At 69.7% G+C, this 17,900-nt stretch carries 18 protein-coding genes; 4 read left to right on the top strand and 14 right to left on the bottom strand.

Going from position 1 to position 17,900, the window contains the following annotated elements:
• The coding region (lnt, locus tag ASG29_RS05835) for an apolipoprotein N-acyltransferase (RefSeq protein WP_235532793.1) at positions 1 to 1,213 on the top strand (1,213 nt) is incomplete at its 5' end.
• Between the two features lie 50 nt (positions 1,214 to 1,263).
• Positions 1,264 to 2,481, top strand: coding sequence for a methionine adenosyltransferase (gene metK, locus ASG29_RS05830; protein WP_055981581.1), 1,218 nt, complete (start codon positions 1,264 to 1,266; stop codon positions 2,479 to 2,481).
• Positions 2,482 to 2,496: 15 nt separating this feature from the next.
• Here metK and ASG29_RS05825 read toward each other — a convergent pair whose 3' ends face one another.
• The 7 genes from ASG29_RS05825 to ASG29_RS05795 form a co-directional block, all read right to left on the bottom strand.
• On the bottom strand, positions 2,497 to 2,841 hold the full coding sequence (locus tag ASG29_RS05825) for a hypothetical protein (RefSeq protein ID WP_055981578.1): 345 nt from the start codon (positions 2,839 to 2,841) through the stop codon (positions 2,497 to 2,499).
• Positions 2,842 to 2,854: 13 nt separating this feature from the next.
• Positions 2,855 to 3,481, bottom strand: a complete 627-nt coding sequence (locus ASG29_RS05820; protein WP_055981576.1) for a hypothetical protein — start codon at positions 3,479 to 3,481, stop codon at positions 2,855 to 2,857.
• 86 nt (positions 3,482 to 3,567) lie between these two features.
• The gene (locus ASG29_RS05815; RefSeq protein ID WP_055981572.1) at positions 3,568 to 4,173 is read right to left on the bottom strand and encodes an ATP-binding cassette domain-containing protein; all 606 of its coding nucleotides are present in this window, start codon (positions 4,171 to 4,173) and stop codon (positions 3,568 to 3,570) included.
• Positions 4,163 to 4,846, bottom strand: a complete 684-nt coding sequence (gene modB, locus ASG29_RS05810) for a molybdate ABC transporter permease subunit (protein WP_055981570.1) — start codon at positions 4,844 to 4,846, stop codon at positions 4,163 to 4,165. The genes ASG29_RS05815 and modB overlap by 11 nt, the downstream gene beginning before the upstream one ends.
• Positions 4,846 to 5,601 (bottom strand): molybdate ABC transporter substrate-binding protein, encoded by a 756-nt coding sequence (gene modA / locus ASG29_RS05805; RefSeq protein WP_082515777.1) that lies wholly within the window; start codon positions 5,599 to 5,601, stop codon positions 4,846 to 4,848. The genes modB and modA overlap by 1 nt, the downstream gene beginning before the upstream one ends.
• A gap of 249 nt (positions 5,602 to 5,850) precedes the next feature.
• Positions 5,851 to 7,647: a translation elongation factor 4 gene (gene lepA, locus ASG29_RS05800; RefSeq protein ID WP_055981566.1), complete on the bottom strand. Its 1,797-nt coding sequence runs from the start codon at positions 7,645 to 7,647 to the stop codon at positions 5,851 to 5,853.
• A 295-nt stretch (positions 7,648 to 7,942) separates the two neighbouring features.
• On the bottom strand, positions 7,943 to 8,704 hold the full coding sequence (locus ASG29_RS05795) for a GcrA family cell cycle regulator (RefSeq protein WP_055981563.1): 762 nt from the start codon (positions 8,702 to 8,704) through the stop codon (positions 7,943 to 7,945).
• A 72-nt stretch (positions 8,705 to 8,776) separates the two neighbouring features.
• Here ASG29_RS05795 and ASG29_RS05790 point away from each other — a divergent pair, with 72 nt between their 5' ends.
• Positions 8,777 to 9,628, top strand: coding sequence for an ABC transporter permease (locus ASG29_RS05790; protein WP_055981560.1), 852 nt, complete (start codon positions 8,777 to 8,779; stop codon positions 9,626 to 9,628).
• A gap of 223 nt (positions 9,629 to 9,851) precedes the next feature.
• Here the strand turns inward: ASG29_RS05790 and ASG29_RS17780 are convergent, their stop codons facing one another.
• The 4 genes from ASG29_RS17780 to ASG29_RS05765 form a co-directional block, all read right to left on the bottom strand.
• The gene (locus ASG29_RS17780) at positions 9,852 to 10,856 is read right to left on the bottom strand and encodes a GNAT family N-acetyltransferase (RefSeq protein ID WP_200932374.1); all 1,005 of its coding nucleotides are present in this window, start codon (positions 10,854 to 10,856) and stop codon (positions 9,852 to 9,854) included.
• Positions 10,853 to 11,638, bottom strand: a complete 786-nt coding sequence (locus ASG29_RS05775) for a LysR family transcriptional regulator (protein ID WP_055981557.1) — start codon at positions 11,636 to 11,638, stop codon at positions 10,853 to 10,855. The genes ASG29_RS17780 and ASG29_RS05775 overlap by 4 nt, the downstream gene beginning before the upstream one ends.
• Positions 11,639 to 11,744: 106 nt before the next feature.
• Positions 11,745 to 12,143 carry a Co2+/Mg2+ efflux protein ApaG gene (gene apaG / locus ASG29_RS05770; RefSeq protein ID WP_055982290.1) on the bottom strand — a complete coding sequence of 133 codons (399 nt, stop codon included), beginning with the start codon at positions 12,141 to 12,143 and terminating at the stop codon, positions 11,745 to 11,747.
• 14 nt (positions 12,144 to 12,157) lie between these two features.
• Complete coding sequence (locus ASG29_RS05765) at positions 12,158 to 13,363, bottom strand: trans-sulfuration enzyme family protein (protein WP_055981554.1); 1,206 nt, start codon at positions 13,361 to 13,363, stop codon at positions 12,158 to 12,160.
• Positions 13,364 to 13,521: 158 nt separating this feature from the next.
• Here ASG29_RS05765 and ASG29_RS05760 point away from each other — a divergent pair, with 158 nt between their 5' ends.
• On the top strand, positions 13,522 to 14,742 hold the full coding sequence (locus ASG29_RS05760; RefSeq protein ID WP_055981551.1) for a glycosyltransferase family 39 protein: 1,221 nt from the start codon (positions 13,522 to 13,524) through the stop codon (positions 14,740 to 14,742).
• Here ASG29_RS05760 and ASG29_RS05755 read toward each other — a convergent pair.
• The 3 genes from ASG29_RS05755 to recO all read right to left on the bottom strand — a co-directional run bounded on the left by ASG29_RS05755 (position 14,739) and on the right by recO (position 17,770).
• Positions 14,739 to 15,830: a glycosyltransferase gene (locus tag ASG29_RS05755; protein ID WP_055981548.1), complete on the bottom strand. Its 1,092-nt coding sequence runs from the start codon at positions 15,828 to 15,830 to the stop codon at positions 14,739 to 14,741. The two genes, ASG29_RS05760 and ASG29_RS05755, sit on opposite strands and share 4 nt — an antisense overlap.
• A 132-nt stretch (positions 15,831 to 15,962) precedes the next feature.
• Positions 15,963 to 17,009, bottom strand: coding sequence for a 3-isopropylmalate dehydrogenase (gene leuB, locus ASG29_RS05750; protein ID WP_055982287.1), 1,047 nt, complete (start codon positions 17,007 to 17,009; stop codon positions 15,963 to 15,965).
• 29 nt (positions 17,010 to 17,038) lie between these two features.
• On the bottom strand, positions 17,039 to 17,770 hold the full coding sequence (gene recO, locus ASG29_RS05745; RefSeq protein WP_055981545.1) for a DNA repair protein RecO: 732 nt from the start codon (positions 17,768 to 17,770) through the stop codon (positions 17,039 to 17,041).
• Positions 17,771 to 17,900: the final 130 nt, after the last annotated feature.

Below are 17,900 nucleotides of genomic sequence, written 5' to 3'. Positions count from 1 at the left end.
ACGACGCCCCGTCTTAGACACCGCATGGATATTGCTGTTCGCCGCGGCCTGGATCGTCAGCGAATGGCTGCGCAGCTGGGTCTTCACCGGCTATGCCTGGGATCCGCTGGGCGTGGCATGGCTCGGCCTGCCGATCGACGATGTCGCGTTGCTGGGGCGCGATATCGGCACCTATGCGCTGTCGGGGCTGATGATGGTCGCCGCGGGCGCGATCCTGTTGCTGGCAACGCGTCGCCGCTGGCCGCTCGCGGTGGCGTTGATGGCGTTGCTGGCCGTGCAGGTGGTCCGCACCGGCGGCGAGACGCCAATACCAGCCGATCCGGCCAGCCCACGCCTCGTCGTCGTGCAGCCCAACGTGCCGCAGGATCAGCGTGGCGAGAGCGACCAGGCGATGATGCTCGCCCGCCTGACGCGGCTGTCCGGCCGTCCCGGTCCGGCCCCACGGCTCGTGCTGTGGCCGGAGGGCGTGATGCGCGACCTGCTGGAGACGGACTATCCGATATGGGCCTATGGCGCGACCAGCCCGTGGCTGACGCGCGCGCGGCTGGCGTCGGTGCTGGGGCCGCGCGACGTGCTGATGACGGGCGGGGACGCGCTACGCTTCGACGCGGCGGGCAATCTGGTCGCGGCGACCAATTCGGTGTTCGTCCTCGATGCGCAGCGCCGCATCCGCGCGCGCTATGACAAGGCGCATCTGGTCCCGTACGGCGAATATCTGCCGATGCCGTGGCTGTTGAAGCCGCTCGGCCTCGCGCGGCTCGTCCCGGGCGAGATGGACTATCTGCCCGGCCCCGGCCCGCGCACGATCGACGTGCCGGGGTTCGGCGCGATCGGGGTGCAGATCTGCTACGAGATCATCTTCTCTGGCAAATTGATCGATCCCGCGCACAGGCCGCGCCTTATCTTCAATCCATCGAACGATGCCTGGTTCGGCACGTGGGGTTCCCCGCAGTTCGTGCAGCAGGGGCGGATGCGCGCAATTGAGGAAGGCTTGCCGCTGGTCCATGCGACCCCAAACGGCGTCTCCGCCGTGATCGCCGCGGACGGCTCGATCGTGGCAAAGGTGGGGCACCGGCTCGCCGGCGCGATCGACGTCCCGCTTCCCCCCGCCCATCCCCCTACCCTGTTCTCGCGCCTCGGCAATTGGGCGGCCGGGATCGTCGTCGCGCTGCTGATATCAGCGGCGATTGCCTTGCGGCGGCGGGCGCGGTAGAGACGACATAAAGCTATCTTTATATCGTTATCTCACCTGCCGGAGCCTGCATGCGCCAGTCCTTCCTCTTCACGTCCGAATCGGTATCCGAAGGCCATCCCGACAAGGTCGCCGACCAGATTTCCGATTCCATCGTCGACCTTTTCCTGTCCAAGGATCCCGAAGCACGCGTCGCGTGCGAGACGCTGACGACCACGCAGCTGGTCGTGCTGGCGGGCGAAGTCCGCGGCAAGGGCGTGTACGAGAACGGCGCGTGGGCGCCCGGGATCGAGGCGGAGATCGAGGCGACCGTCCGCGCCACCGTGAAGCGCATCGGCTACGCCCAGTCGGGCTTCCACTGGAACGAATTCACGTTTCAGAACAACCTGCACGGCCAGTCCGCGCACATCGCGATGGGTGTGGACGAAAGCGGCAACAAGGACGAGGGCGCGGGCGACCAAGGCATCATGTTCGGTTACGCCACCGACGAGACGCCCGGCCTGATGCCCGCCACGCTGTATTACAGCCACAAGATCCTGGAGCGCATGGCCGCGGATCGCCACTCCGGCGCCGCCCCGTTCCTGGAGCCGGACGCCAAGAGCCAGGTGACGCTGCATTACGAGAACGAACTGCCGGTGAAGGCCACCGCGCTCGTCGTCTCGACGCAGCACGCTCCCGGCTATTGCGAGAAGGGCGACAACGCCGACGCGGCGAAATACGCCGTCCTGCGCGACTATGTCATGGGCGTGTTCCGCGACGTCCTGCCCGACGGTTTCATCGACGACGCGACGAAGGTGTACATCAACCCCACCGGCCAGTTCGAGATCGGCGGGCCTGACGGCGACGCGGGCCTGACCGGGCGCAAGATCATCGTCGACACCTATGGCGGCGCGGCGCCCCACGGCGGCGGCGCGTTCAGCGGCAAGGATCCGACGAAGGTCGACCGTTCGGCGGCCTATGTCGCACGCTATCTGGCGAAGAACGTGGTGGCCGCCGGCCTCGCCCGCCGCTGCACGATCCAGCTTTCCTACGCCATCGGCATCGCGGAACCGCTGTCGGTGTACGTCGACCTGCACGGCACCGGCACGGTCGAGGAAGCGAAGCTGGAGGCGGCGCTGCCGCAGCTCGTGCGCCTCACGCCCAAGGGCATCCGCGAACACCTGAAGCTGAACGCGCCGATCTATTCGAAGACCGCCGCCTACGGCCACTTCGGTCGCGAGCCGGAGGGCGACCTGTTCACCTGGGAAAAGACCGACCTGGTCGACCGGCTGAAAGCCGCGGTGACGTAACCTGCCGCGCCCGCATCACGGTAGCGTGCCGCGGGCGCCAGCGGTCAATGCGGCGAGTTCGGCGAACAATGCGTCGTCCGGACGCGTGAAGTTGAAGCACGTCTTCCCCTGCCGGCGCTTCCGCAATCCCGGCGACAGGTCCGCCGCCAGATCGGGCGCGTCGTACAGCGGCATCAGGTGATAGGCGACGTAGCTTTTCCGGATCGTCACCGTCCCGAACCAGCCGGATTGCCCCTTTTCGTCCATGGCGTTCGTCCGGACGATCAGGTCGCCCGGCTCGTCGCGTGTCACCGACTGGTCGGCAGCGGACGCCAGCATGATCGCGCGCAACATGGCATGGACCTGTTCGAACACGGTCATGTCAGCCCCCTCCCTAGTCGCCCAGCAACTCCCCGACGGAGCCACCGTTCGCGCGCAGTTCGGCCGCAACCCGACGCCGCGCGTCGTAATACAGCAAGACGCCCGCGGCAGGATCGATCGCGCGGATACGCGCCTCGTCCCGCGGGTCGACGCTCGTCTCCCCGGCCACGAAGTCGGCATATCCCTCCCGCTTCCACGCCGGGAGCCGCGCCGAATGCACTTCGCCGAAGCGCCGCGCGACCAGCAGATGCACGGTTTCGTGCGCGATCGTCCCCGACAAGGTGCGCGTGCCGCCGAGCGAGGCACCGTTGCTGACGCGATCCGCCGCGATATCGCTGCGATTGAACAGCAGCACGTCGGACAACGGTCGCCGCAACGCCACTGCATTGCCATAGCCCGCCGCCAGAACGCGCCACCGCCAGCCGCCGTCGGTCAGCACGACCTGCCGCGACATCGCCGGATCGTGCAGCGGACTGGCCCGCAGCAACCGGTCGGCCCGATCGATGACCGCGTGGATGCCGGGACCGATCGGCCGATCCGACAGAATGCGCGTCCGCCCGATCGTCGTCTCGTGCGGAAACGCCAGCACCGCGGGCGCGCGCAGCAGGACGATCGCCGCGAAAAGCACGACCGGCAGCACGCGGAGCCCCCATCTGCCGCCTGCAAGGAAAAAGATAGCGCGCCGCATCGCGGCATCATGCCACGCCCGACCGCCGGCGCAATCCCTCACCCGACCTCGATCACTCGCTCCCCCAGCCGCGCCGCCTCGCCCGCATCGTGCGTCACGAGAAGGATCGGCAGCTTCGCGATATCGCGTACGCGCTCGATCGCCCGCATCGCTTCCTCGCGCCGTGCCGTGTCCAGCGACGACAGGGGTTCGTCCAGCAACAGGAAGTCGGGCTCACGCAACAACGCGCGCCCGATCGCCACGCGCTTCGCCTCGCCCCCCGACAGCGACCGCGGCCAGCGATCGAGCAGGTGCGCGATGTCCAGCGTCCCCGCCAGCTCCGCCAGCCGTGCGTCGCCGTCCGCCCCGTACAACAGATTCGCGCGCACCCGCCGGTGCGGAAACAGCCGCGCCTCCTGGAAGACGTAACCGGCGCGCCGCGCCTCGGGCGGCAGATCCACGCCCGCCGACGCATCGAACAGCGTCCGCCCGCCGACCCGCACATGCCCGCGCGCGGGACGCAACAGTCCCGCGATCATGTCCAGCACACTTGTCTTTCCCGCGCCCGACGGCCCGAACAGGATGGTCACGCCGTCCCCCGCGACGAAGCGAACACCCACATCGCGCGCGCCGCGGCGCGTCCACAGGTCGACGTCAAAGGACACGGACGCCCCTCCCCGCGCGGCGTGCCAGCGCCTCCGACGCGACCAGCGCGGCCAGGCTGATCGCGACCGACACCGCCGCGAGCCGCCAGACCAACGCCTCGCCATCGGGTCGCTGCAACGCGGCGTAGATCGCCAGCGGCAGCGTCTGGGTCTCCCCCGGCACGTTCGATACGAAGGTGATCGTCGCCCCGAACTCCCCCAGGGATCGCGCGAAGCCCAGCACCGTGCCCGCCAGCACACCCGGCAGCGCCAGCGGGACCGTGACGGTGGCATAGGCGCGCCAGCGCGACGCCCCCAGCGTCCGCGCCGCCTGCTCCAGCCGCACGTCGACCGCCTCGATCGACAACCGCATCGCGCGGACCATCAGCGGCAGCGCCATGACGCCCGCCGCGATCGCCGCGCCGGTCCAGCGGAACAGGACGCTCGCCCCGAACGCCGCCTCCAGCATTCGCCCCAGCGGCCCGGCGGGGGCGAAGGCGAGCAGCAGCACCCAACCCGTCACCACCGGCGGCACGACCAACGGCAGATGGATGACCGCGTCCAGCACCACCTTCCCGGGGAAGCGCCATCGCGCCAATATCCACGCCAGCGCGAACGCAACCGGCAAGGCTGCCGCGGTGGCGACGCCCCCCACCAGCAGCGACAGGCGGATCACACCGGACAGGTCGTCCATCAGCGGCGCTCGAACCCGCGCCGCGCCAGGATCGCCTGCCCGCGCGGCGACAGCAGGAACCGGCGGAACCCTTCCGCCTCCGCGGTGGTCGCGGCGGTCAGGCGCGCGACGGGATAGACGATCGGCGCATGGCTGGCGGCGGGGAAGACGCCCGCCACGCGGATGCCGGGCGCCGCGCGGGCATCGGTGGCATAGACGACGGCATAGGGCGCAGCGCCCCGCTGGACGAGCGCCAATGCCGCACGCACATTCTCGGCCCGCACGACGCGCGGCGCGACCCCGCCCCACGCGCCCAGCCGCATCAGCGCCGCACGCCCGTACTTCCCGGCGGGCACGCTGTCCGGATCGGCCATCGCCAGCGGCCCGGCGCCGAGCAGGCGCACCAGCGCCGCCCCGCGCACTGATCCCAGCGTCCGCGACGCTGGCGCACCGACGACGACCAGTCGGTTGCGCGCCATCACCGCGCGCGTCCCCGGCACGATCAGCCCCCTGGCCGCCACCGCATCCATCCAATCCGCATCGGCGGAAACGAACAGGTCCGCGGGCGCCCCCGCGATCACCTGCCGCGCCAGTGCCGACGACGCCGCGAACGACACCACCGGTCGCGCATGCCCTTCCTTCGCCCACGCGTCGGCGGCGTCGGTCATGGCTTCCTGCAAACTGGCGGCAGCGAGGACGAGCGGCGCCTTGCGTTGCGCGGCGGCGGGGGTGGCGAGAAACAGAAGGGCGGCGAGGAGGTGGATCAGTCGGGTCACGTTCTGCCTCCATGCCGGATCGCGTCCGACGATCTCCCTGCTGTCGATACGGCAGCCCCGAGCGATCGTCACCCCGGACTCGTTTCTGCCGCACCGCCCGCGAACTTCACCGCCGCTTGTGTCCCCGCGAAGGCGGGGACCCAGTCTGGGCTCCCGCCTTCGCGGGAGCACAAGGGGGCCGGGCGGCCACGCATGGAGCGGCACCTCCCGGCCATCGCAGGGGAGGCAACCCGAACCATCGACCCGTCGCTATCCGTCGTCGCCCATCCGCAACGCCGCGATGAACGCCTCCTGCGGGATGCTGACGCTGCCGTATTCGCGCATCTTCAGCTTCCCCTTCTTCTGCTTCTCCAGCAGCTTCTTCTTCCGCGTCGCGTCGCCGCCGTAGCATTTGGCGGTCACGTCCTTGCGCATCGCGCTGATGGTCTCGCGCGCGATCACCTTGCCGCCGATCGCCGCCTGGATCGGGATCTTGAACAGGTGCCGCGGGATCAGCTCCTTCAACCGCTCGCACATGCCGCGCCCGCGCGTTTCCGCGGTGCCGCGGTGGACGATCATGCTGAGCGCGTCGACCGGCTCCTCGTTCACCAGGATCGCCATCTTCACTAGGTCGCCGTCGCGATAGCCGATCTGGTGATAGTCGAAGCTGGCATAGCCCTTCGACAGCGATTTCAGCCGGTCGTAGAAATCGAATACCACTTCGTTCAGCGGCAATTCGTACGTCGCCTGCGCGCGACCGCCGACATAGGTCAGGTTCTTCTGGATCCCGCGCCGGTCCTGGCACAGCTTCAGGATGCTGCCGAGATATTCGTCGGGGACGTAGATCGTCGCCTCGATCCACGGCTCCGCGATCATCGCGATCTTGTTCGGATCGGGCATGTCCGCGGGATTGTGCAGCTCGATATGCCCGGCGTTGTGCGCCAGTTCGATCTGATACACCACGCTGGGTGCGGTGGTGATGAGGTCGAGGTCGTATTCGCGCGTCAGCCGCTCCTGGATGATCTCCAGATGCAGCAGGCCCAGGAAGCCGCAGCGGAAGCCGAAGCCCAGCGCCGCGCTCGTCTCCATCTCGAAACTGAAGCTGGCATCGTTCAGCCGCAGCCGCGAAATGCTCTCGCGCAGTTTCTCGAAGTCGTTGGCATCGACGGGGAACAGCCCGCAGAAGACGACCGGCTGGACCTCCTTGAATCCCGGCAGCGCTTCCGTCGCGGGGCGCTTCGTATCGGTCAGCGTGTCGCCGACGCGCGCCTGCGCCACGTCCTTGATCTGCGCGGTGATGAAACCGATCTCGCCGGGGCCGAGGTCGGCAAGCTGCTCGATCTTCGGCCGGAAGCATCCGACGCGGTCGACCAGATGCGTCGTGCCCGCCTGCATGAAGCTGACCTGCTGGCCCTTCTTCAGCACGCCGTCGATGACGCGGACGAGGATGACGACGCCCAGATACGGATCGTACCACGAATCGACCAGCATCGCCTTCAACGGCGCGGTCGCATCCCCCTTCGGCGCCGGGATCCGCTCCACGATCGCGTCGAGGATCTCCTCGATCCCGATACCGGACTTGGCGCTCGCCAGCACGGCGTAGCTGGCGTCGATGCCGATGACGTCCTCGATCTCCTGCCGCACCCGCTCGGGTTCCGCGGCGGGCAGGTCGATCTTGTTGATGACGGGCAGGATCTCGTGATCGTGCTCGATCGATTGATAGACGTTGGCGAGCGTCTGCGCCTCCACCCCCTGCGCCGCATCGACCACCAGCAGCGCCCCCTCGCACGCCGCCAGGCTGCGCGACACCTCATAGGCGAAATCGACGTGGCCGGGCGTGTCCATCAGGTTCAGGACATGGCCCTTCCATTCCAGGCGCACGGTCTGCGCCTTGATGGTGATGCCGCGTTCCTTCTCGATATCCATGTTGTCGAGCACCTGCGCGCTCATCTCGCGCTCGGTCAGCCCGCCGGTACGCTGGATCAACCGGTCGGCCAGCGTCGATTTGCCGTGGTCGATATGCGCGATGATCGAGAAGTTGCGGATCGTGTCGAGCGGATTTGCCAAGGGATCGGTCCGGGAATGCGGGAGGAAGCGGTGCGCGCGCGTTAGCCCAGCACGGGCGCCAAGGCCAGCGGGGCACATGTGCCACCCGGCGCGGGCGGGACATTCGCGAAGTTCGGACCGGTAGCCACCACCACGCCGTCACCCCGGACCTGTTCCGGGGTCCATCGTGCCGCGAGAGCAGACACCGATGTACTCGCGGCGCGATGGATGCCGGGACTAGCCCGGCATGACGGAAACCTGTGTCGTGCCGGTCTCACCAACAGCGAAGTCCGATCGGCAGGCAGCAGCCGCAACCCTACCGCGCGCGGGGGCCACCGAACGGGATCGGCGGGGCGCGGCGGTCGCGGCGGGGGAGCTGCGCCTGGTACGCATGGCCGCAATGCTGCACGCAATAGGGGAAACCGGGATTCACCTTCTCGCCGCAGAAATGGAAGTCGGGCTCGCCCGGATGGCCGAGCGGCCATTTGCAGATCTTGTCGCTCAGATCGAGCAGCGAGGTCTTGTCGGCATATTCGGGCGCGGTGCGCGCGGGCACCAGCCGGCGCGGCGGGGCGGGCGTGCTCGGCGGGGCCTGCTCGCCGGGGGACTGGCGCACGAAACCGCCCGGACCGACCGAGCGCATGACCATTTCCGGCTTCGGTGCAGGCTTGGGCGCGACCGTCTCCACCGCCGCGTCGTCGTCCTCGTCCTCGTCATCCGCCTCGACCGGACCCGGTTCGACGGGTGCAGCGTGCACGGGCGCCTCGACCGCAGTGGGCGCGGGCGCAGCGGGGACGGGCGCGGGTGGCACCGGCGCAGGCGCGGGCGTCGCTTCGGGCTCGGGCGGCGGGCTGGCGACGGCGGCGGCAGCCTGCGCCTGCTTCTCGCGCTCGGCGGCGGCCTTCGCCTCCTCCTTGCTGACCACGGGCGACGGCCGCGATTGCAGGCCCAGGCGATGCGCCTTGCCGATGACGGCGTTGCGGCTGACCCCGCCCAGCGCCTCGGCGATCTGGCTGGCGGTCTGGCCGCCCTCCCACATCGTCCTGAGCGTTCCGATCCGCTCCTCGGTCCATGACATGCGTGCGTTTCCTCAAGCGTGGCCGGTGCGGGCCCCATTGCGGCTCACGTCGCCAGCGGTTACCCGCAGGCCATGAGCAGCCAGCCCCCCATCGGCGAAATCCAGTCGGCGATCAGAAACGCCCCCGGCGTCCCGGTGATCCGGAACGTCAACTGGGGCGGCCTGAAGACCCTCTATGTGAAGGAGGTGCGCCGTTTCTTCAAGGTGCAGCTTCAGACCGTGTGGGCGCCCGCGATCACGACGTTGCTCTTCCTCGTCATCTTCACCGTCGCCAACGGCGCGCGCAGCCCGGTGCGCGTGGGCGGGGAAACTGTCGCCTTCGCCGATTTCGTCGCGCCGGGCCTCATCATCATGGGGATGCTCCAGAACGCGTTCGCCAATGCCAGCTTCTCGCTGCTGGTCGGCAAGATCCAGGGCACGATCGTCGACTATCTCCAGCCCCCCCTGTCGACCGCCGAACTGCTCGCCGCGCTGACCGGCGGGGCGGTGACGCGCGCTTTTTGCGTCGGGGGCGCGGTGTGGCTGGCGATGCTGCTGTGGCCGGGCGTCCACATCGTGCCGCGGCATCCGCTGGCGGTGCTGTGGTTCGGGCTGCTGGGCGCGACCTTCCTCGCGCTCGCGGGCGTGCTGACGTCGATCTGGGCGGAGAAGTTCGACCATGCCGCCGCGGTCACGAATTTCGTCATCGCGCCGCTGACGCTTCTGTCGGGCACCTTCTATTCGGTCGACCATCTGGCGCCCGCATTCCGCGCGTTCAGCCATGCGAACCCGTTCTTCTACATCATCTCCGGCTTCCGCTACGGCTTCCTGGGCACCGCCGATTCGCCGGTATTGCTGGGCAGCGTGGTGATCCTGGTACTGGATATCGTGCTGGCGGGCCTGTGCTACGCGCTGCTGCGGAGCGGATGGAAGCTGAAGAGCTGAGGCGTGCGGGGGCGCGAATGTTGCGAATGTTGAGGCGCCGGCGCGTTTTTTCAACGTCGGACGCAGGGGTGCGGGGTCGGGATCGGGCATAAGAAAGAGCGGCCGAAAGGATGACAGGTCGGGGGCGTGTAGGACAGTCGTTCACGGCCGTCGCCGCATCAGTCCCCGGTCACGCCTCTGCCAACTTTCGTCGCTGCGGCATCACCAGTGAGGTCAGGCGCGATCATGCCGTCGGATCCGATTGGACCCGGACCGGACGAACGCCGATGTCCTGGTAGAAGCGCAGCAAATAACCGTCCGGGTCGGCGACCACGAACTGCCGGTTCCCCTGCTCCAAGTCGCCCTGTCGGTACCAGCGTTCCTCAAGCCCGATTTCGATCGACAACCCGGATCGAAGCACCCGTTCGTGAACGAAGTCGACGTCGCGAACGGCGATTTGGAAGTTGACGCCGCGTCCGAAGGGAACCTCCATGGGAGCCGTCCTGAACCGACGACCCGGCCCGTCAACTTGCTGCATCATGACGTGGGCGCCACCGATCGCCAGATAGGCAAACGCTTCCTCCACCCGCTCGATCAGCAGGTCGAACCCGAATACCGTCCGATAGATCGTCTTCGACAGTGCGATGTCGGCTACATCCAGTTCGGGCACCAGCGATGGTGGTCCGATCATGGCGGCTGGCTGACGCATGGGCGTCCCGGCGCGTCGCCACTCGTCTCGCAGCAATCCCCAGATCACGCTGTCGCGTACGCCGATGTGCGTTTCCCATTCGCCGCGCAGCAACCCCTCGCGAGCGAAGCCCAGCCGCGCCAGCAACGCGTTGGAGCCGGCATTCTCCGGATCGGTGTCCGCGAAGACCCGCCGCTGGCCTTCCGCGAACAAACGGTCGATCAGCGCCGACACCGCCTCCCCCGCGATGCCCTGCCTCCACGCCTCGCGCGCGAGCAGATAGCCCAGCTCGCTCACCCCGCCCTGCCGCTTCTCGCCCGCCGCGACGAAGCCGATCGCACGATCGGTCCCGGCACGCACGATCGACCACGCGCGCCAGCCGGACCGCGCATCGGAGGTGGTGAACTGATCGCGCAGCTCGTCCACCGTCGCAACCGGCGCGCTGGACCACCAGCGCATCGCATCGGCGTCGGACATCGTCGCGAACAGTGCCTCGGCATCGTCCGGGGTCCGCGCGCGCAGCACCAGCCGCGCGCTCGTCAACACCGGCAGCGCGCTCATCCCCCCAGCGCCTCCACCAGTGCCTGCACCTTGCGTTGGCGCCATTGCGGCGTCGGGGCGACCAGCCAGTAGCCGAAGCGGGACGGCTCCGCCGCGCCCACCATCACGATCCGTCCCGCCGCGATGTCGCGCGTCGCCAGCAGTTCGGGCACCGTCGCGCGCCCCAGCCCGGCGGCCGCGGCGTCGATCGCCAGCCCCGCGTCGCCGACGCGCACCGCACCATCGCCGTCCGGCCCGCCCGGCCAGCCGATCGCCCCCGGCGCACCGCCGCCGGGCGCCGCGACGGTCACCAGCCCCTCGCTCTCGATCGCCTCCCCCTCCAGCGCGCCGGGCCCCTCGCCCCAGCGGATCGCGAGGTCCAGGTTCGCCTCCGTAAAGTCCAGCCCGTCGTCCGCGGTCACCAGCGAAAAACGCAGTTCCGCGTCCGTCCCCGCGATCTCGGCAAGGCGCGGGAGCAGCCATTTCTCGATCACCTCGCGCGGGGCGGCGACGGCGAGCGCCTTGCTCGACTGTCCGGCCTGCATCGCGCGCACGGCGTCCTCGAACTGCATGAACCCGTCGCGCAGCGCGGTCAGCCCCGCCTCGCCCTCGTTCGTCAGTTCCAGCCCGCGGGTCGTACGGCGGAACAGGACGACGCCCAGCGTATCCTCCAGCGCGCGGATCTGCTGCCCCACCGCGGCCGGGGTCACCGCCAGTTCGTCCGCCGCGCGCGTGAACGACAGGTGCCGCGCCGCCGCATCGAGCACGCGCAGGCCGTTCAGGGGAAGGTGGGTGCGTTTCATGCGCCGCGCCCCGTCATCCCGGCGAACGCCGGGGTCTCACGCCGCGACCGCGCGCCCGATGGCACGAGACCCCGGCGTTCGCCGGGGTGACGAAAACCCATCGCCATCATCCCGCCACCGCCGGGGCGCTCAGCCCGAAGCGCGGGATCGCCACGTCGAAGCGGCGCCCGTCCGCCGCGATCATGCGGTAGCTGCCCTGCATCGCCCCGGTCGGCGTCGACAGCGGACAGCCCGACACGTAATCGTAGCTGGCGCCCGGCGCGATCATCGGCTGCTCGCCCACGACGCCCTCGCCCTCCACGCTGTGCCGCGCGCCGCGCCCGTCGGTGATGACCCAGTGGCGCGTCAGCAGCTGCACCGCGGCGTCGGACCCGTTCTCGATCCGGATATGATAGGCCCAGAACCAACGCCCGCGCCCCGGTTCGGACTGTTCGGCCAGATAGCTGGCCGACACGCGCACCGTCACGCCGTCGGTCGTCGCCGCATGCGGGAACAGCGCCCCCATCATGCCCGCGGCAGTCAAAGCCCGACCTGCCGCAACGCCTGGTCCAGGTCCTCGATCACGTCGGCGGGATCCTCCAGCCCGACGTTCAGCCGCAACAGGCCCTCGGTCACGCCCATCTCGCCGCGCGCCTCCGCCGACACGCCGTAATGCGTGGTGGAGGCGGGATGCGTCATCAAGGAGCGCGAATCGCCGATGTTGTTCGAGATGTCGACCAAGGCCAGCGCATCGAGCAGCGCATGTGCCTGCACGCGATCCTCCACCTCGAACGCGAAGATCGGGCCGCAAGCGTCCATCTGCCGCATCGCCAGGTCGTGCTGCGGGTGGCTCGGCAGACCGGGGTGCAGCATCCGCTTCACCCGCCCTTCCAGGAAACGCCCGACCGCCAGCGCATTCTCGCTCTGCCGCCGGATGCGCAGGTCGAGCGTCTCCAGCCCCTTCAGCACCACCCACGCGTTGAACGCGGACAATGTCGGGCCGGTGTTGCGCGTGAAGGGCAGCAGGGTGTTGGTGACGAAATCCTCGCTCCCGCACACCGCGCCCGCCAGGACGCGGCCCTGCCCGTCCATCATCTTCGTCGCGCTATATGCCGTGACGTCCGCGCCGAACTCCATCGGCCGCTGCAAGGCGGGGGTGGCGAAGGCATTGTCGACGACGCTGCGGATGCCGCGTTCGCGCGCGATGTCGCACACCGCCTTCAGGTCCACGACGTCCATCGTCGGGTTGGCGGGGGTTTCGAAGAAGAAGACCTTGGTTTCCGCGCGCGCCGCATCCGCGAACGCCTGCGGATCGCGCGCGTCGATCGTGGTGGTGGCGATGCCGAACTTGGGCAGCAGCGTGTCGACCAGCCAGCGGCACGAGCCGAACGCCGCGCGGCCCGCGACGACATGGTCGCCCTGCTGCAACTGGCACAGCAGCACCGCGGTCATCGCCGCCATGCCCGTTGCCATCGTCCGGCACGCCTCCGCCCCCTCCAGCAGCGCGATGCGGTGTTCCAGCATCTCGACCGTGGGGTTCTGGAGCCGGGAATAGGTCATCCCCTGCTGCTCGCCCGCGAAGCGCGCCGCGGCGTCGCCCGCGCAATCGTAGCTGTAGCCGCTGGTGAGGAACAGCGCCTCGCTCGTCTCCCCGAACTCGCTGCGCGCGGTGCCGCCGCGCACCGCGAGCGTCGCGGGGCGCCAGTCGGCGGTGATCGATCGGTCCTGTCCGGTGCGACGCTTCATGGGGCACGCTTTGCCTGCGTGGCGGGTGAGAGACAAGCCTTCCCGCTTTCGTCATGCCGGGCTTGACCCGGCATCCATTGTGCCCAGAACCAACGGCGTCGGATGCGCGGCGCGATGGACCCCGGATCAGGTCCGGGGTGACGGTTTTGGGGTGATCGATGTCGCGGATGATGAACCGGCCTAATCTCGTCGCGCTGCTGATCGCGATCGCGGCGGAGGCGATCTTCCTGATCCGCCTGTCGGTGCCTCACCTCCCGGTGTTCGACGAGATCCATTACCTGCCCGCCGCGCGCGCGATGCTGGCGCTGTCGGGCCCGGCGAATATCGAGCATCCGCCGCTGGCCAAGGAACTGATCGCGCTGGGCATCGCGATGTTCGGCGACGATCCGTTCGGCTGGCGCGTCATGTCCACGCTGGCGGGCAGCGCGACGATCGCGGGGGCGTTCGCGCTGGCGCATGTCCTGACCCGCGACGTGCGCACGGGCATCGTCGCGGCGATCCTGACGCTGCTGGGCTTCACCGTGTACGTCCAGGCGCGGATCGCGATGCTGGACACGTTCATGCTCGCGTTCCTGTTGTGGGGCATCGTCGTCCTGGGCTGGTCGATACGGCGCCCGGGCCGGGGCGCGTGGATCGCGGGCGCGATGCTCCTGGGCCTCGCCACCGCGTGCAAATGGGGCGCCGCGCCCTATGTCGCGGTCGCCGCCGCCGCCTTCGTCCGGCTGAAGCGGGAGGATGCGTCGCGCTGGCCGTCGCTGCGCATCGTCCCCGCGCTCGCGTTGCTGGCGGGCGTGTCGGTGGCGACCTATTTCGCGACGTTCCTGCCGACGTTCCTGTATGCGCAGGACGCGACGACGTGGCGCTCGCTCCTGCCGTTGCAGTGGGAGATGTACGTGCGGCAGAAGCAGGTCCTGCCCCCGCACACCTATCAGTCGCAATGGTGGACGTGGCCGCTGCTGCTGCGCCCGATCTGGTACCTTTACGAGCCCGCGGACGGGGCGCAGCGCGGCATCCTGCTGATCGGCAATCCGGTGGTGATGTGGGGCGGGCTGGTCGCGGTCGCGGCGCTCTACCGCGACTGGGTGAAGACCGGGGCGTGGCGTCTGCTCGCGCCCGCGCTGCTGTGGACGTTCGCGGTGGCGCAATTCGCGCTGATCCCGAAGTCGCTGGGATTCTATTATTATTATTATCCGGCCAGCGTGTTCCTGTGCGTCGCGATCGCGGTCGCGCTGCATCACCGGCGGGCGCGGCCGTGGGACGAGGCGGTCGTCCTCGCCGCCTTCGCCGCCGCGCTGTACTTCCTGCCCGTCCTGACCGCGCAGGCGCTGACCGATCCGGGCGCCTTCCGCCGCTGGACGTGGTTCGCCGGCTGGATCTAGCGGTAGCGGCCCCAGGTGAACCGCGACGACAGCGCATAATTCCACACCGCGCCGACCAGCACCCCCAGCAGCGCCGACGCCGCCCACGCCCCCTGCCGGACGTCGTGCAGGAACGCCGCGACGCCGACGTTCGCCACCGCCCCGACCGAACAGACCAGCGCGAACGACACCCACCCGTCCAGCAGCGCGCGGCCCCCGCGCAACCGCCGGTCGCGATAGGTCAGCGTGTTGTTGAGGAAGAAGTTGAACGTCATCGCCGCCACCGTCGCCAGCACCTGCGCCGCGACGAACGGCCAGCCCAGCAGGACGAAGGCGAGGCTGAGGACCGCCATGTGCACCCCCGTCCCCAGCGCCCCGATGGCGGAGAACATCGCGAACCGCACCGGCACGATCCGCCCGAAGCGCCGGTCGTACAGGGCGATGAGATATTCCATCGCCACGACGTGATCCAGCTTGCTCTCCCCCGCGGTGCGCGTGCGGAAGGTGTAGGGCAGTTCCACGAACCGCAGCGGGCGCGGGCCGGCGGACAGGATGTCGAGCAGGATCTTGAACCCGATCCCGCCCAGCCGCGGCACGAGCGCGCGGACGACGGCGGTGCGGATCATGAAGAAGCCGCTCATCGGATCGGTCATGCCCTTCGGCGCCGCATGTCGAGCCAGCCGCGTCGCCAGCGCCGACTTCGCCACGCGGTCGCGATCCCACGCGCCGGTGCTGCCGCCCGCGACGAAGCGCGAGCCCACCGCCACGTCCACCGCCGGATCGTCCAGCGCGGCCATCATCGCGGGCAGCAACGCCTCGTCATGCTGAAGGTCGCCGTCGATCACCGCGACCAGCGGCGCGGCGGTGGCGCACATCCCCTCGATACACGCGGTCGACAGGCCGCGGCGCCCGATCCGCTGGATCACCCGCACGCGCGGATCGCGCCGCGCCAGGTCGCGCGCGGCGTCCGCGGTCCCGTCCGGACTGTCGTCGTCGACGAAGATCGCCTCCCAGCGTCGATCGCCGAGCGCCGCGTCGAGCGCCGCAACAAGCAGGGCCACATTCGCGCGTTCGTTGAAGACCGGAACGACGACGGCGAGGTCGAGCATGTCAGCGCCGGTCGAGAGCGTTCCGACCTACCCTCACCCGTCCGCGGCTGCGCCGCTCCCTCCCTCTCCCATCGGGAGAGGGAAGAGGCGCGCAGCGCCGACAGGGTGAGGGAAGGTCGGAACGGCGCGTCGTCACAACGCCGCCAGCACCGCGTCCGCCATCTCGACGGTCGTCGCGGTGCCGCCCAGGTCGGGCGTCCGGACCCCGCCGCGCACCGCCGCTGCCACCGCCGCCTCGATCCGGTCCGCCGCCGCCGCCTCGCCCAGCGAATGGCGCAGCATCATCGCCGCGGACAGGATCGCGGCGCACGGGTTCGCCTTCCCCTGCCCGGCGATGTCGGGGGCGGAGCCGTGGATCGGTTCGTACATCCCCTTGCCGTTCGCATCGAGGCTGGCGGACGGCAGCATCCCGATCGATCCCACGCACATGCTGGCCTGATCCGACAGGATGTCGCCGAACAGATTGCCCGTCACGATCGTGTCGAACGCGCCGGGATCGCGCACCAGCTGCATCGCGGCATTGTCGACGTACATGTGGGTCAGCGTCACCGCGGGATAGTCCGCCGACACCTCGACCACGACGTCGCGCCACAATTGCGACGTTTCCAGCACGTTGGCCTTGTCGACCGAACACAGCCTGCCGCGCCGCTTCGCCGCGGTCTGGAAGCCGACATGCGCGATGCGGCGCACCTCGTCCTCGTCATACCGCATCAGGTCGTAGCCCTCGCGCCGCCCGGCGTCGGTCGTCCGCCGCCCCTTGTCGCCGAAATACACGTCGCCGTTCAACTCGCGCACGATCACCAGGTCGATCGCGCCCGCGATCTCTGGCTTCAGCGAGGACGCATCCTCCAGCCCGGGAAACCCCTTCGCCGGGCGAAGATTGGCGAACGTCGCCAACGCCTTGCGCAGGCCCAGGATCGCCTGTTCCGGCCGGTGCGACCGTTCCAGGCCGTCGAACGCCGGATCCCCCACCGCGCCGAACAGGATCGCATCCGCGCGCTGCGCCAGCGCCACCGTCGCCGCGGGCAACGGATGGCCGTGCGCGCGATAGGCCGCGCCGCCGACCGCCGCCTCCTCGAACGACAGATCCAGCCGCAGCGCGTCGAGCACCCGCCGCGCCGCGTTCGTCACCTCGGGTCCGATGCCGTCCCCGGCCAGCACTGCGATCAGTTTCGTCATGGCCGCGACGCATGCCGCGCCCGGCGCGCTCACGCAACCGCGCGTTGCAGCCGCGCCACCAGCCGTTCGCGCGCCGCCATCGTATCGCGCCGCCGGTCGACCAGCACGTCGCGCGCCAGGAAATGCCCCGTGATGGCCAGCGCGGCGATCACGTCCGGCCACCCCGCCTCCCCGCCGTGCAGCAGGAACGCGGGCAGCGGGAACAGCCGCGCCTCATACCCCGCCGCCGCCGCCGCGCCGACCGCCGCCCCGCTCTTCGGACTGACGAAGGCCAGGTCGTCGGTGTCCCCCGTCGCGACGCATGCCGACAGGTCCAGCCCGAACCCCAGTTCGGCCAGCAGCAGCAGTTCGTACCGCGCCAGCGCCGCCGCCCATCCCGCCGCGCTCGGCGCCGCCTCCACCGCGTCGATCGTCGCCGACAATGCGTCGTGCAGCCGCGGATAGGGCTGCGCCTCGGGCAATGCGGCGGCGGTCAGCGCGGTCGCCCATTCCAGCGCCGCCGCGGCCAGCGGCTCGCGATGCAGCGGCGCGCGGCTGTGCAGCAGCTCGACGGTCAGCGCCGCCAGCTGTTCCCCGGTCCGCGCGCGCCATTCGCCGCGGACCAGGTTCGCCGCCTGCAACACCGGCCGCAGCCGTCGCGCATGTCCACCGCGGACATAGCCCGGCTGCACCCCGTCCTCGCGCGTGAAGGCGCGCACGACCGCCCCATGCTCGCCATGCGCGCGGACCGACAGGACGATGGCATCGGCGATCAGGTGCATTGCATAAATCCTCTACCCCTCCCGCGAACGGGAGGGGAGCGATTATCGCCGCACCCGCGCCGCCAGCCCGCGCAACCGCGGCGACGCCGCCCAGCGCTTCGCGACCTGCATCATCGCGTCGAACCCCGCC

The organism is Sphingomonas sp. Leaf412 (assembly GCF_001425405.1).
Classification (GTDB): domain Bacteria; phylum Pseudomonadota; class Alphaproteobacteria; order Sphingomonadales; family Sphingomonadaceae; genus Sphingomonas.
The sequence above is the reverse complement of the archived record's forward strand: the minus strand, read 5'-3'. Positions and strand labels throughout refer to the sequence as shown.